15 protein-coding genes are annotated in these 14254 nt (G+C 62.0%); 6 read left to right on the forward strand and 9 right to left on the reverse strand.

Features of this window, described 5'->3' with window-relative positions:
• Nucleotides 1-179: 179 nt before the first annotated feature.
• Nucleotides 180-1127 (forward strand): AraC family transcriptional regulator, encoded by a 948-nt coding sequence (locus GH769_RS13050; RefSeq protein WP_032902892.1) that lies wholly within the window; start codon nt 180-182, stop codon nt 1125-1127.
• On the opposite strand, the gene GH769_RS13055 is transcribed toward GH769_RS13050, so the two are convergent.
• Complete coding sequence (locus tag GH769_RS13055; protein ID WP_032902891.1) at nt 1109-1921, reverse strand: aminoglycoside phosphotransferase family protein; 813 nt, start codon at nt 1919-1921, stop codon at nt 1109-1111. The genes GH769_RS13050 and GH769_RS13055 overlap by 19 nt on opposite strands.
• 213 nt (nt 1922-2134) lie before the next feature.
• Between GH769_RS13055 and GH769_RS13060 the strand changes: the two genes are divergently transcribed.
• Both GH769_RS13060 and GH769_RS13065 read left to right on the forward strand, forming a co-directional pair.
• On the forward strand, nt 2135-3085 hold the full coding sequence (locus GH769_RS13060) for a nucleoside-specific channel-forming protein Tsx (RefSeq protein WP_032872109.1): 951 nt from the start codon (nt 2135-2137) through the stop codon (nt 3083-3085).
• Between the two features lie 14 nt (nt 3086-3099).
• On the forward strand, nt 3100-4131 hold the full coding sequence (locus GH769_RS13065) for a purine nucleoside permease (protein WP_032902890.1): 1032 nt from the start codon (nt 3100-3102) through the stop codon (nt 4129-4131).
• 151 nt (nt 4132-4282) lie between these two features.
• On the opposite strand, the gene GH769_RS13070 is transcribed toward GH769_RS13065, so the two are convergent.
• The 6 genes from GH769_RS13070 to GH769_RS13095 form a co-directional block, all read right to left on the reverse strand.
• Nucleotides 4283-5242 (reverse strand): zinc-binding alcohol dehydrogenase family protein, encoded by a 960-nt coding sequence (locus GH769_RS13070; protein ID WP_014718842.1) that lies wholly within the window; start codon nt 5240-5242, stop codon nt 4283-4285.
• A gap of 28 nt (nt 5243-5270) precedes the next feature.
• Nucleotides 5271-5444, reverse strand: coding sequence for a DUF1427 family protein (locus tag GH769_RS13075; RefSeq protein WP_014718843.1), 174 nt, complete (start codon nt 5442-5444; stop codon nt 5271-5273).
• 69 nt (nt 5445-5513) lie between these two features.
• A complete protein-coding gene (locus GH769_RS13080) occupies nt 5514-6290 on the reverse strand; it encodes a helix-turn-helix transcriptional regulator (RefSeq protein WP_032902889.1) in 777 nt (258 codons plus the stop codon).
• A 114-nt stretch (nt 6291-6404) separates the two neighbouring features.
• Nucleotides 6405-6575: a putative metallothionein gene (locus GH769_RS13085; protein ID WP_019816816.1), complete on the reverse strand. Its 171-nt coding sequence runs from the start codon at nt 6573-6575 to the stop codon at nt 6405-6407.
• 88 nt (nt 6576-6663) lie between these two features.
• Nucleotides 6664-7119, reverse strand: a complete 456-nt coding sequence (locus tag GH769_RS13090) for a DMT family transporter (protein ID WP_032902887.1) — start codon at nt 7117-7119, stop codon at nt 6664-6666.
• 4 nt (nt 7120-7123) lie between these two features.
• The gene (locus GH769_RS13095; RefSeq protein WP_032902885.1) at nt 7124-7612 is read right to left on the reverse strand and encodes a DMT family transporter; all 489 of its coding nucleotides are present in this window, start codon (nt 7610-7612) and stop codon (nt 7124-7126) included.
• A 119-nt stretch (nt 7613-7731) separates the two neighbouring features.
• On the opposite strand from GH769_RS13095, the gene GH769_RS13100 reads away from it, so the two are divergent.
• Nucleotides 7732-8664 carry a LysR family transcriptional regulator gene (locus GH769_RS13100; RefSeq protein WP_032902884.1) on the forward strand — a complete coding sequence of 311 codons (933 nt, stop codon included), beginning with the start codon at nt 7732-7734 and terminating at the stop codon, nt 8662-8664.
• A 76-nt stretch (nt 8665-8740) separates the two neighbouring features.
• Here GH769_RS13100 and GH769_RS13105 read toward each other — a convergent pair whose 3' ends face one another.
• Nucleotides 8741-10060: an Nramp family divalent metal transporter gene (locus GH769_RS13105; protein ID WP_032902882.1), complete on the reverse strand. Its 1320-nt coding sequence runs from the start codon at nt 10058-10060 to the stop codon at nt 8741-8743.
• A 42-nt stretch (nt 10061-10102) separates the two neighbouring features.
• Nucleotides 10103-11656 (reverse strand): DUF726 domain-containing protein, encoded by a 1554-nt coding sequence (locus GH769_RS13110; RefSeq protein WP_032902881.1) that lies wholly within the window; start codon nt 11654-11656, stop codon nt 10103-10105.
• A 285-nt stretch (nt 11657-11941) separates the two neighbouring features.
• Here GH769_RS13110 and GH769_RS13120 point away from each other — a divergent pair, with 285 nt between their 5' ends.
• The gene (locus tag GH769_RS13120) at nt 11942-12937 is read left to right on the forward strand and encodes a GlxA family transcriptional regulator (protein ID WP_032902879.1); all 996 of its coding nucleotides are present in this window, start codon (nt 11942-11944) and stop codon (nt 12935-12937) included.
• 111 nt (nt 12938-13048) lie between these two features.
• Nucleotides 13049-14248 (forward strand): NAD(P)/FAD-dependent oxidoreductase, encoded by a 1200-nt coding sequence (locus tag GH769_RS13125; protein ID WP_032902878.1) that lies wholly within the window; start codon nt 13049-13051, stop codon nt 14246-14248.
• The last annotated feature ends 6 nt before the right edge of the window (nt 14249-14254 follow it).

A 14254-nucleotide genomic window follows, 5' to 3' on the forward strand; every position in this document is an offset into this window, starting at 1 on the left:
CCTCGATTACAGCAGCTTGGCTTGCCGCCTCACAAACGGCTGGCGAATGCGCGGCTGATACTTTTTTAACCTGAGGCACAGGATCAAAAAAGTATCAGCCTCAGGCGAAACCGGGGCTAGCGCACCGATTGCCAGTACGGGTATTTTGGGAAAATTGCACCACCACAAGAGGCAGCATCATGCCCGTCAGCCCCGCCACCCTGTTCGAGCATCGCCCTGCGGAGCTTGAGGTGATCCTGACCGAACCGGAACATGGTTTTCGCTGGTTCGAACATGACTATCCCTATGAACTGGCACGCTGGAACCACCACCCTGAATTCGAAATCCACCTGATCCGCCAAGGCAGCGGCAAGCTGGTGGCGGGCGACTATATCGGTGCGTTCAGCGCAGGGCATGTCGCACTGATCGGCCCTGACCTGCCTCACGACTGGATCGGCGACCTGGCCCCCGGCGAATACCTGCACGGGCGTGATGTGGTGCTCCAATTCGACGGCGCCGCCCTGCTCGCTCTGCGCACCACCCTGCCGGAACTGGGCGAGTTACAGGCGTTGTTGGAACAGGCGCGACGCGGCCTCGAATTCACCGGAGCAACCGCCACACACGCCGCCAGGCTGATGGAGGCCATCGGCAATGCCCATGGTCTGCAACGCCTGACCCTATTTCTGCAACTGCTCGATACGCTGAAGAACGCCCCGCCCTCACAGGCCAAGACCCTGGCCAGCCCGTGCTACGCACCGACCCTGGATGCGCGCAGCGCCGAACGTATCAACAAGGCGCTTGACTACCTGATGCGGGAACTGACCGGCGATGTACGCCTGTCGGACATCGCCCGGCAGCTGGACATGAGCGAACCTGGCTTTTCGCGGTTTTTCAAACGCAACACCGGCCACGGCTTTATCGACCTGATGCGCAAGTTCCGCGTGCAGCGTGCCTGCCGCTTGCTGTTGCACAGCCAGATGTCAGTGGCGGACATCTGCTTTGAGGTGGGTTACGCCAACCTGTCGAATTTCAATCGCCACTTTCGTATCGAAATGCACCAGACGCCGAGTGAGTACCGGCGACAGGCCGCACTTCAATTATTCACCCCGGTTGCCCATCACCCGCCGCCCTACTCGTCCGCCCCTTGAGCCAGTGCCTGCTGTGCCAGACGGGCAACCTGCAACTCAATCATGGCACGCTCGCGCTCCTGGTCTTCCAGAAACCAGGCGGCAGACAACCCGGCATGAGCCACCACCCATTGCAACAAACGCGGACGTGAGAGGCCGGCCGCCAGGGCGATAACCCCAACCTGGCGGCTGAAACGCAGTGGATCGCTACTGGTCGGCAAGTCCGGATTGCAGATCAAATTGGCGTAATCGTAACCGCGCTCGCCCATCACCCGCTTTGGATCAATCGCCAGCCAGCCACGAGAGCCAAAGTCGAGGATATTGTCGTGATGGCAATCACCGTGCAGTACCACAACCTCCTGTTGCGCAGCCAGCAATGTCCGGGCCGTCGCCGCGCAGTCGCGTAAGACACCGCCCTCCTGGTCGGCGGCGTGCCACAAGGATCGGAACCACTCATCCAGCCCAACCAACCCTTCGGGCGGCGACACACGAGGCGCATGCAGCCGGGCCAGAGTTGCGCAGGCGATCTGGCTGGCTTCGTCGTCCTGACCATTGAGGGCCATGCGCATCAAGGAACCTGAGCCCGTTGCGCGTTCCATTAACACTGCAGTGTGGTCATGGGCGAACACCCGTGCCGCGCCGTCACCTGCCCACCAGCTCAGCAGGCGGCCGCCGAGTTTTTCCTCAGGGGTATGAGCAATTTTCAACATCGCCGGCACGCCTTTCCAGCGGACCGGCAACAGGTCGCTGCCGGGTGTGACGATAGGCTGTCCATCAGCACTCAGCTCCCAGGCACGCAGGTAGTGTTCGAACATCAAGGTTCCTCCACAGGGGTGACGCATCAGGATGACAGAAATCCCAGTGTTTTCCTGACCAAAGCGTCGGCTAATTGCTCTTTTTTCTAAACAGTTCAAGCCATTGACCCAAGTTGGTACAACCTGTGCAAACGTTTGCGGAACGAACTTGACCGCCAAGTTCACTCCTCCCCGTCGAATCGGGTTTAAACCGCGTAAGAATAAGGACTTTCAATGCACCCCACCTCAAAGCCTCGTGCTGGTCTTGGCGTTTCGTTGCTACTGGCCGCCGTTACGGGAGTACTCAGTGCACCCATTTTGGCGCAGGAAAAGCCCGTGGATGACTCAGCACAGGGCGAAACCCTCAGCCCTGAAGCCAACCCCCCGGCGAAAAAAGGCGTGTATCTGTCCGAGTGGTTCAACCAGGACCTCACGCTGATCGGCAGCAAAGACATCAGTTTCGGCCCCAAGCCTCAAGATGACGTCTACCTGGAATACGAGTACTTCGGGCGCAAGGGCCCCTTTGAGTTGTACGGCTATATCGATGTACCGAAGATCCTCACCATCGGTAACAGTAATGACAAAGGTGTGTGGGACCATGGCTCGCCGGTGTTCATGGAGCATGAACCGCGGATCTCCATCGACTACCTCGCAGGACGCAGCTTAGCAATTGGCCCATTCAAGGAATGGTATGTGGCCTTTGACTGGATCTACGACCACGGCAGCCGCAAGGAAAACCGCGCCAACACCCTGTACAGCGGCCTGGGTACCGATATCGACACCCATTCGAGGGTCAACCTGTCGGCCAATTTCTACGGGCGCTACCAGTGGGAAAACTACGGCGCCAGCAATGAGTATTCCTGGGACGGCTACCGAGCGCAGATGAAGTACATCGTGCCCATCGGCAAGTTCGACAACGGCGCCTCGCTGACCTACATCGGTTTCACCAACTACGATTTCGGCTCGGACCTGCACAAGGACAACCCGGCGCGCACCGCCAATTCCCTGGTGGCCACCAACGTGTTGCTGTACTCGTTTACCCATCTGCGCTTTACCCTGGTCGGCCGTTACTTTCACAACGGCGGCAACTGGGAGGACGGCAGCGAGTTGAATTTCGGCGAAGGCAACTTCCGCGCACGCTCAGACGGCTGGGGTTACTACGCCGGCGTGGGCTATCAATTCTGATCAAGGAGCTGTAGATGAACGCATTGACCCGTGTCTCGCTGGCCGTCGGCCTGGCCCTATTGCCCCACATGGTGCTGGCGGATAGCCCAGCACCGATCAAACCCAAGGTGATGCTGATCACCATGTTTGCCCCCGAGGCGCAAACCTGGATCGACCGCCTCGAACTTAAACAAGAAGTACGCGTTCCAGGCTTGTCCGCCGAATATCCAGTGATTCGCTGCAACAACCAGGACGTGTGCCTGCTGGTGACCGGCATGGGCCAGACCAACGCTGCCGCATCTACCCTGGCCCTGGCCTTGTCGCCCAAGTTCGACCTGCGTCAGAGCTACTTCCTGATCGCCGGGATCGCCGGCATCAACCCCAAGCACGGCACCATCGGCACCGCCGCCTGGGCCCATTACCTGGTGGAGTTCGGCACGCAGTGGGAGCTGGATTCACGGGATGCGCCCAAGGACTGGCCGACGGGCTATATCGGGATCAACACCAAGGGGCCCAACGAAAAACCTCCGCTGGACTACAAGACCGAAGTGTTTGAGCTCAACCAAAAGCTGCAAGCCAAGGCGTTTGCCTTGTCGCACAAGGTGGAGCTGACAGAAAGCATAGAGTCCGCCGCCTGGCGCAAACACTACCCCGCCGCCCCGGCCAACCAGCCGCCGCAAGTCACCCGCTGCGACACCCTGGCGGGCAACACTTGGTTTTCCGGCACGCGGTTGAGCGAACGTGCCGAAGTCTGGACCCAGTTGCTCACCGACAACAAAGGCGAATACTGCACCACCCAACAGGAGGACAACTCCACCTACGAAGCGCTGCTGCGCGCCAGCCGCGAAGGCTTGGTGGATATCCAGCGTCTGGCCGTGGTGCGCGCAGGCTCTGACTTTGACCGGCCTTACCCTGGCTACAGCGAAGTGGACAACCTGCTCAAGTATGCCGATCAGGGTGGGTTTGTACCGGCGCTGGAAAACCTGTACCGCACGGGCAACCCGTTGGTCCAAGCGATTGTGAAGAACTGGTCGGCGTGGGAAAAAGGCGTTCCCGAAACCGAATAAAGATCAACATTGTGGGAGCGGGCTTGCTGTGGCGAGCAAGCTTGCTTGCGCTGGGGTGCGTAGCGCCCCCAAAAAAGCCGGCTCCAGCTGCGCTGTCGAGCGGGAGCAAGCTCCCTCGCCACAGCAAGCCCGCTCCCACATTTCTATCCCATCAGGGCAGGAAAATGATTTTGTCTGGGCTGCCGTTGTTCACTTCTGCATAGCACTGAACACCCTCCACCAACGCCACTTCACGCAACCCCGTAGGCAGCGGCAACAGGCCTTCATCAAAGAAGCGCCCAAACGCCTCCAGCATCACCGCGCATTGTTCGCAGCTATAGAGCAAAGAGTTGATCCCCACCACCGACCCGCCCTTACGGTACAGCGCCAGGGCCGGTAACTGCACGTGGCCGTCAACCGGGGCGGCGATGATGGCGATGCGGCCGAACGGTGCCAGCCCCGCCACCGCGGCAGGCAGCCAGAAACCGGTAGTGTCAAAGATCACGTCGGCGCCGCCATTGAACACGGCCTGCACTTGCGCGCCCAGTTCCTCCGGCTTGCCCAAGGCAATCGCCTCCAGCCCTTGGGCCTGCAACAACTCGAGCTGATCGGCCTTGCGCACGGCCGCCAATACCTGCGCACCGCGTATCTTCGCCAGCGCCAACGCCGCACTGCCGACCGCGCCGTTGGCGCCGATCACCAGCAAGCGCGTGCCCTTGCCAACGCCGCTGCGCTCCAGGGCGTCCCAGGCGGTGGTAAAGGGCACACCGAGGCTGGCCGCCTGGGCAAAGCTCAAGTGCGTGGGTTTGTGCGCTACGCCCTTGGCTGACACGCGCAGGTATTGGGCATGGGAACCGTCAGCGAAAAACCCCAGGTCACGACCGGTGCCCCAAACCTCCTGGCCGAGCAATGCCTGCGGGCCTTCCACCACCACGCCTGCGAAGTCACGCCCAGGGATGCGTGGCAGCGTGGTGTAGGGGAAACGGCCAAGCACGTTTTTGACGTCGCTGGGGTTCAGGCCCGCCGCGTTGACCTTGACCAACACTTCGTCGGCAGACGGTACCGGCATGGGCACCTCCACCAGGCGCAGGTGGGCGAGGTCGCCGGTGTCGGTAAATTGCAGTGCGTTCATAGAGGGCATCCGTGGAAGGGAAAAGGGATCAGGACAACCAACCACTGACCAACTGCCGCGCCATGGGCCAGAGCTTTTCGCCGAGCAGCATGCCCATCAGGCCGACCAGTGCGATAGCGGGCGGTGCAGGCGAGCGGAAGTCCAGCGCGCCGTAGATCACGCCGACAAACAGGCCGATGGCCAAGGAAATCAAATAGCTCATGAAGGCTGCGCCCGGTGGATTGATGGGCTCAGTCTAGGGCGCACCTACCGTGGGTATCGGCCAAGTGCTTCAGGATTTCGGCCAACTCCGGTACTGCGACGGCGACACGCCCAATTCGCGTCGGAACATGTCGCTGAAGCTGCTGGGCGAGTAACCCAGGGTGCGCGCAATGCCGCTCACCGACTGGCCCTGGATCAACTCCGCCGCCGCCGTAGCCAACTGCACCTGACGGCGCCACTGGGCAAACCCCATGCCCAGGTGCTGCTGGAACAGCCGCGCTAAAGTGCGCACGCTGGCGCCCGCGGCCTCGGCGTGCTGCTCGAACGGAATGTCCAGGGAGGGCGACGCCATGACCGCCTGGCACGCATTGATCAGCCGACGATCCGCCGCCACCGGCATGGCGATGCGAATAGGCGAGCGCCGTGCGCGTTGCAACTCCAACAGGGCCAGGCCCACCACAGCGTCATAGTAAACCGCATCACCGTGATCACCCTGCTCGACCAAGGTCACGATCAACTCCCGCAACAAGCGGCCCACTTCGATCACCTGCACCTGGCTGTCCAGCGTCGCCGCCAACGCCGGGCGCAGGTAGATATTGCGCATCTGCAAATCGGAGACCACGCGGATGCCGTGCTCCACCCCCGGCGGCAACCACACTGCACGCTGGGGCGGCACTACCAGGGCTTCGCGGGGCGTCTCGACCCACATCACACCGCTCATGGCGTAGAGCAACTGGCCCCAATCGTGGCTGTGCGGTTCTACGTACAACCCACGCGGGTAGGTACGCGCCAACGGCTGCACGGGAACGGCGTGATCACTAAGGTCGGGGGGCGCGGCCAGGGCCATGGCGGTACACATCAAACAAGGACGGGCGACCATGGTAAAGACTGGTCGCCGGCAAGCGAACTGTTTTTACTCATCCTGCAGGCACCGGGTGCCCGGGCCTGCAGGTCAATCCTGTCAACCGTGGGCCGACTTGGCGCATTCGCATCCCGTCGCCGCCGCGCAGGGTTCACCGTGAGCATGGTGCTCGGCACAGCCCTGGCAGCAATAGCCCTTGCCGTCTTTCATTATTGCGTCAGCGCCCAGTACACATTTGCAGTGAGGGCAAGCACAGGTTTGATCTGGCATGGTCAGACTCCTTGTTCATGGTCGTCCGATGCGGCGAGCGCCGCACCTTAAGCAGTGACCCTGGGCAAGCAAGCATGGTTCAGCGCCGTCAGTCGGCCCGGCGGCTATTACTGCGGTACATGAACACCAACGCCAGGGCGAGCAACAGCATCGCGAGGATACGACTGCCCGACAGCTCGATCGCCGGGTTGCCCAGCCAGCCAAAGTTGTCGATCAACATGCCCATGCCCAGTTGCCCGACAATCACGGCCACCGTGGCGACGGCCGTACCGACCAGCGGCACCGCGCCGACCATCACCATCATGTACACCACGCCAAACAGGGCACCGGTCAATTGCCACTTTGGCACCTCCAGCAGGCTGACGGCCTGGGCCGGCTCGAAGAAAAATATCAACAACGCCGTGGTCAGCGCGCCCACCGCGAAAGTCAACAGACTGCTGCGCAACACTCCCACAGTCTGGCCCAGACGCCCATTGATAGCGGCCTGCACACTCAGCACCGCCCCCGCCGCAATCACCATCACCAACAACATAAACAGATTCATCGCCTTAGCCTCGTGCAATCAGAACCAGTGCCGCCACAATCAACGCCAACGCGATCCAGCGCTCGCCATTGACCCGTTTGCGCGCGGTGCCGAACCAGCCGAAGTGGTCGATCAACACACTCTTGCCCACCTGGCCCGAGAGAATCGCGATCATGGTCATCGCGATGCCGATGTGCGGTGTAGCCAGGGTCAACACCACTACATACATCGGCCCCAGAAACCCGCCGATCAACTGCCAGCGCGGCAGCTGCGTGAATGCCGGGCCCTTTTGCGGGCCGCTGAACAGCAGCAGTAAAAACAGAATCGCCGTGCCAACGCCAAAGATGCTCAACGTCGCCCACAAATGCCCGACCTGCGCGCCCAATGGCCCGAGCAATCCGGCCTCCACCGACAGGCCCATGCCCGCCAGAATTACCAACGGCAACAGCAGCAGCCGTAGAAGGTTATTGCTCGGCCTGACCTGCGCCAAGCCTTCGGTGGAACGTGCCTGCATACATCACCTGTGTATCAAGAATGGAAAAACATGGCGCGCATTATCCGGTGGCCGTGCTGTGCGATAAATGGGAGTATGCGGACAACACCTTTGCGTAAAACGCACAGCCTGGAGAGATGATGCAGGGCTTGAATGAACTGAGTTTCAAGGCGCTACGCCTGTTTGTGGCCGTGCTGGACCAAGGCAGCTTTTCCGAAGTGGCGCGCCGCGAAAGCCTGGCGCCCTCCTCCATTTCGCGGCAGATTCAACTGATGGAACAGGCCGTCGGCCAGCAATTGCTCTACCGCCATACGCGTGCCGTCAGCCCCACCGAAGCCGGCCGCCTGCTGGGCCGCCACGCACGCTTGCTACTGGAGCAATTGGAGACGGCGAACCAGGCCCTGCAGGAGCAAGACAGCGAGCCCAGCGGCCTGGTGCGCATCAACGCGCCCATGGTGTTCGGCCAGCGCCACCTTGCACCCTGGCTGGGAGCGCTGTGCCGGCGCTACCCGAAGTTGCAGCTGGATATCCAGCAAACCGACACCTTCGTCGACCCGCTGCAAGATGGCACCGACCTGCTGTTTCGTATTGGCGTGCTCAATGACTCGGGCATGCAGGCGCGCATCTTCGCGCCGCAACGCTTTCGCATCGCGGCCAGCCCTGCTTACCTGGCCCAACATGGCACGCCGCGCCACCCTGACGAACTGGCCCACCACCATTGCCTGGCCTACAAAGGCATCACCGGTCAGCAGCGCTGGTTCTTCCGCCGCGGCCAAGGCGGCTGGACTGCCTACAGCGTCAGCGGCCCCATCACCGGCAACCACGCCGACACCCTCACCCACGCCGCCGAACAAGGCCTGGGCCTGGTGGTGTTTCCGTCCTGGCTGATTGGCGAAAGCCTGCGCGCCGGTACCTTGCAGGCGGTGCTGAGTGAGTACGAGGTCGCGACAACCCTGGAGCCCCAACAGATCGCCGCGTTGTGGCCGGGCAGCCGCAGACTGTCGTTGAAGGTGCGCACGGTGATCGACTATTTCGTGGAGTGTTTTGGGACGGTGCCGTATTGGGATCGGTGAGTGTGACCGCCCCCTGACGGAGCGCAAACTGTTCGAAGGCCGGGTTGAGAAAAAGAGCACATGACTCAACCCTGGCTCAGAACAACCACTGCCCGATCAACCACGCATTCGCCCCACTGATCACCGCGAACAGAAACCACGCCAGCAGCCGCGTGGGCAACCGGTTGACGAACGGCCCCATCAATCGCTTGTCGCCGGTCATGCGGATCAACGGGTACAACGCAAAGGGCAATTGCAGGCTCAGTACCACCTGGCTGAGAATCAGCAGCTTGCCGATAGCATCGTCACCCATCAGCCATACCCCGAGAAACGCCGGGATCAGCGCCAGCCCACGGGTAATCAGGCGGCGCTGCCAGCAGGGTATGCGCAGGTTGAGGTAACCCTCCATAATCACTTGCCCGGCGATGGTGCCGGTAAAGGTCGAACTCTGGCCCGAAGCCAGCAAGGCGATACCGAACAGGATGCTGGCGAAAGCACCGCCGACCAAGGGGTCGAGCAGGTGATAGGCGTCCTGGATTTCCACCACATCGGTATGGCCGGTCTTGTAGAAGGCCGCTGCGGCTAGCACCAGGATCGCGGCGTTGACCAACAGCGCCAAGGCCAGGGAGCCGATGGTGTCGATACGCGCCAGCTTGACTGCATCCTGCTTGCTCGCCAGGTCCTTGCCGATCAGGCGGGTCTGCACGATAGAGGTGTGCAGGTAGAGGTTATGGGGCATGACCGTGGCGCCGAGGATGCCGATGGCCAGGTACAACGGCGCCGCATCGCTGATGGCCGACAGTGACGGGGTGAACCCGCTGAGCACGTCGGGCCAGTAGGGTTTGATCAGCACCAGTTCGATGAAAAAGCACACGCCGATGGTGGCGACCAGCGCTAGCATGATCGCTTCCAGGCGCCGAAAACCGCGATTTTGCAGGGCCAGGATCAACAGCGTGTCGAATGCAGTGATGACAATGCCGGTGGTCAGCGACACGCCCAGCAACAGGTGAAACGCCAGGGCGCAGCCGAGCACTTCGGCAAGGTCTGTGGCGATGATGGAGATTTCCGCCAACACCCACTGGGTACGAGCAGAGCGCTGGCTGTAGCGCTCACGGCACAGTTGCGCCAGGTCCTTGCCAGTGGCGATACCCAGCCGCGAACACAGGCATTGCACCGCCATCCCCGCCAGGCTGGCCAGCAGCACCACAAACAACAGGCTATAGCCGTAGCGTGAACCGGCCTCAATGGCCGTTGCCCAGTTGCCGGGGTCCATATAGCCGATGGAGATCAACAGGCCGGGGCCAGCGAACATCAGCACCCGTTTAAAAAACGAGGCCTTGGGATCAACAGCGACAGAGCCGGCCACTTCCGGCGGGCAGAACGGGGCGGTGGCGATTTTCGGCAGGCTGAATTTCACGCGGTATTCCAGGCAAATACACAAGACTTGGGCAGCAGCTTATCAGTCGGTGGCGACGGTGCGCATCACCGTGTCTCGCGGCAGGTCAAACGCTTCCACCACTTGCACCACCAGCTCCAGTTCCTGGTTGAGCGCCTCGCGCTCCATGCGTTGGCGGATCACGCCGACCACCAGTACCGCCAAAGTGGTGATCGAATACGCGGGGCCGGAAAACGCCCGAACGCCGCTGACCAGCAACATCGCCGCAGCCAGCGCCTGGCCCACCACCGGAATCGCCGTGGCCGCACCGCGCCGCAGGATAAACCCGGTCAGCCCGGCCAACGCCGTGCCGCTCAAGGCTGCGGTAGCCGAACGGCCCACATCCAAGCGGTTGAACAACCCCTGCTCTTTTTGTGCCGCCGCCTTGAACTCGGCCTCGAACGCCTGACGATCAGCGCGGCTGAGTTTGTCCTTGTACTGCTCGATCAGTGTTTCTGCGACCTGCCCTTCGATCTCGGCAAGCGCCACATGCTCAAGTGGTTGGTCGAACTTGATGCCCAGGCGTTGCGCCACATCTTCGGCAATCTGGCGATAGCCCACGCCATGGCCACGGGCCAGGTTCATAAAGCTATCACCGCCCATGCGCTGCAATTCAATGGCCAGTTTCAACGGCTCACGCACACTGGCATCAATCGCGGCACTGCGCTTTTGCGCCATCAGTTCGGCAAGAAACTTCAGCTCCTCCGGCCGCGCTTGCACCAACGCCGGGTACAGGTCCACGTCTGCTTCGGCAAACCGCACGTCACTGCTGCGCGAGTCCACACGGATCATGCCGCGCCGTTCCTGCAGCAAATCGGTGTACTGCACCACCGTCTTCAACTGCGGCCAATAGGCGGCATGATCGAAGCTGGCCAGGTGCACATTGGTGACCTTGGCCTTGAGCGCGGGCGTCACGTCAATCGCATAGCGACCGATGCAACGCTCGGTATCGGGCTTCATGGCCAGCGCCCAGTCCTTGCTGGAATGGCAGTTGATCAACCGCCCCTTCAGCGGCGCCGACACCTCGTCCCAGGGGCTCGAGGTACAGATCGCCCCACCCATCAACAACAGGTTATTCAACGGCAGTTCGCGAGCGATCTCGGGGCTGGCCAGCAGGCTCTTGACCAGAATGCGTGCGCCCAGGGAATGGCCGATCAGGTTGATGCGCCGCACCGGCAGCGCCTGGTTGTGCAGGTAGCCGGCCAGTTCGGGCAACAAGGTCTTGGCCACTTCATCCACCCGTGCCTCGACACTTTTGTAATGGTCGAGAAAATAGGCAATAGCCTTGCCCACGCCCACCGTCGCCGCGCCCAGGCCGCCACCGCCGAGCAGCGAGGCGAGCACGTCCTTGAACGGTGCAAACAGGTTTTCCAGAAAATGCCCCGCCGGCCAGAACAGCATCAAGTTGGTCGAGCCTTCGATACCCGCCAACTGCTGCTTGAAGTTGCCCAGTTGCTGGCGGTTGAAGAACGCCGAGTAACCGTGAACATAGAGATTGAGCACATCCCCCTGGGGCTCGCCACACAGGACGAACGTGGGCTTGCGGGTGCGGTGCATTTCATCCCACTGTTGTTGCATAGGGCGGCGACTCCGGTTGACGGGATGGCGATAGTAACAAACAGAGGCGATCAGAACGGTGAATCCTGACCGACGTTTGCAGAAGGGCCTGGCCAAAACAGTATTCAACCAAGACCAAACGCTGCGCGACTGCTTAAACTGTCTGGGGGGCATGGTAAAACAGCGCCCTGCCCCTTTACCGGAGACCACTGTCATGACGTCCAAAGTTGAACAACTCAAGCCATTTACCAGGGGCATGGGTGCACACTTGCGCACCTTGAGTCAGATCGAGCAACTGGCCAGCGTATGACCCTGCTCTCCCCATTGGCCCAACCGCGCACCTTGGTGTTCCTGACGTATCCGCAGATGGGTTTGCTCGACCTGACCGGCGCGCAAACGGTGTTCTGGGCCGCCACCAAGGCCATGGCCGAACGCGGTTTGCAAGGTTATGTGCTGCACAATGCCAGCCTGGCGGGCGGGCTGATGCCAACCGCCGAAGGCTTGAGCGTCGACACTGTGGCTTTGGCGCAGTTGGACCCAGCCACCATCGACACCCTGGTGGTACCCGGCGCGCCCGCCATTGAGCAAGCCATGCTGGACAATACTGCGCTGGTGGACTGGCTGCGCAACGCCTCCGGTCAGGCGCGACGTACCGCGTCGGTGTGCAGCGGCACGTTTTTGCTGGCGCTGGCGGGCTTGCTGGAGGGGCGCCGCGCGGCAACGCATTGGGCCATGTGCGAGCTGCTCAAGCAACGCTTCCCGAGCATCGAGGTGGACGTGGACGCGATCTTCGTGCAGCAGGGCCAGGTGTGGACCTCGGCGGGCGTCAGTGCCGGGATCGACCTGGCGCTCGCGCTGGTGGAGGCCGACTGCGGGCGCGAAGTGGCGCTGCAAGTGGCACGCGAACTGGTGGTGTTCCTCAAGCGCCCCGGTGGCCAGGCGCAGTTCAGCCAGGTGCTGCAAGCGCAAACCGCCGACAGCGCCGGCTTTGATGCGCTGCATGCCTGGATCAGCGACAACCTGCGCGACAGTGACCTCAGCGTCGAACGCTTGGCCGCGCAGAGCCATATGAGCCCACGCAATTTTGCCCGGGTCTATAAGCAAAAAACCGGTCGCACCCCGGCCAAGGCCATCGAACTGTTTCGCATGGAAGCGGCGCGCCGCATGCTTGAAGACTCCCAGCGCAGCATCGAGCAGATCGCCGGACTGTGCGGGTTTGGCGACGAAGAACGCATGCGCTGCACCTTCCACCGCCAGCTGGCCATCTCACCGCGCGACTACCGCGAGCGTTTTTCCCGCTAGGCCGAGTGACCTGGCAGTCATCCAGGGTTATCTGTCCTTTCGGCCATACCCTGCTGCTTTTACAGTGATCCGGCAATGCCTTGCGGCTTATCTGGTCTCTGGAGCAACCCCATGAAACAACACATTCTGATCATTGGCGCCGGGTTCGGTGGCGTGTGGAGCGCCCTGAGCGCGGCTCGGCTACTGGATAAACACGACCGCAACGATGTGCGTATCAGCCTGCTCGCACCCCAAGCAGAACTGCGTATCCGCCCGCGGTTCTACGAGCCCGATGTGCATACCATGCTGGCCCCGCTTGATGCGCTGTTCGACGCTGTGGGCGTGACCTTTGTGCAAGGCGCTGCCGACAGCATCGACGCCACTAATAAGCAAGTGACCTACCGCAACGCGGCCGGCATCCCGTCCACCCTCGCCTACGATCGCCTGGTAGTGGCCGCCGGCAGCCGCTTGAACCGCCCCGGCATGGACGGCATCGAGCAAGTGTTCGATGTGGATCAGATCGAAGACGCCGCGCACCTTGAAGCCCATATCAACGCCCTGAAAAACCTGCCCGACAGCCCGGCCCGCAATACCGTGGTGGTGGCCGGCGGCGGCTTCACCGGTATCGAGACCGCCACCGAAATGCCGGCGCGCCTGCGTGCGGCACTGGGTGAAACGGCCAACATCCGTGTGATCGTGGTCGACCGCGGGCCGCAGATTGCCGCGTCGATGGGCGACGGCATACGCCCCTCGATCATCGAAGCCAGCCGCGAGCTGGGGATTGAATGGGTACTGAACACCTCGGTCGCCTCGGTGGATGCCGGTGGCGTGACCCTGGCGGATGGGCAGCGGATTGAATCAAGCACCGTGATCTGGACCATCGGCTTTCGCGCCAACCCGCTGACCGAACAGGTTGAGGGCACCCGCGATCCCCAGGGCCGCCTGCACGTGGACGCCCACCTCAAGGTCAAGGGCCAGGCTGCCATCTTCGCCGCTGGCGACGTGGCCTACGCCGCCACAGACGCGCTGGGCAACTTCGCTGCCATGTCCTGCCAGCACGCTATCGCCCTGGGCCGCTACGCCGGCAACAACGTCGCCGCCGATCTGATCGGCGTGGCCCCCATGGCCTACAGCCAACCCAAATACGTGACCTGCCTCGACCTCGGCGCTTGGGGCGCGGTGTACACCGAAGGCTGGGACCGTCAGCTCAAGCTGGTGGGCCAGGAAGCCAAGGAACTCAAACAGCAGATCAATAGCGTGTGGATCTACCCACCGGCGGCGGATAGAGCAGTGGCACTGGCGGCGGCGGATCCGTTGACTCCGGTGGCGTAGGAAAGT

Origin of the sequence: Pseudomonas sp. CFSAN084952 (assembly GCF_009648855.1) — a bacterium.
GTDB classification, from domain to species: domain Bacteria; phylum Pseudomonadota; class Gammaproteobacteria; order Pseudomonadales; family Pseudomonadaceae; genus Aquipseudomonas; species Aquipseudomonas paracarnis.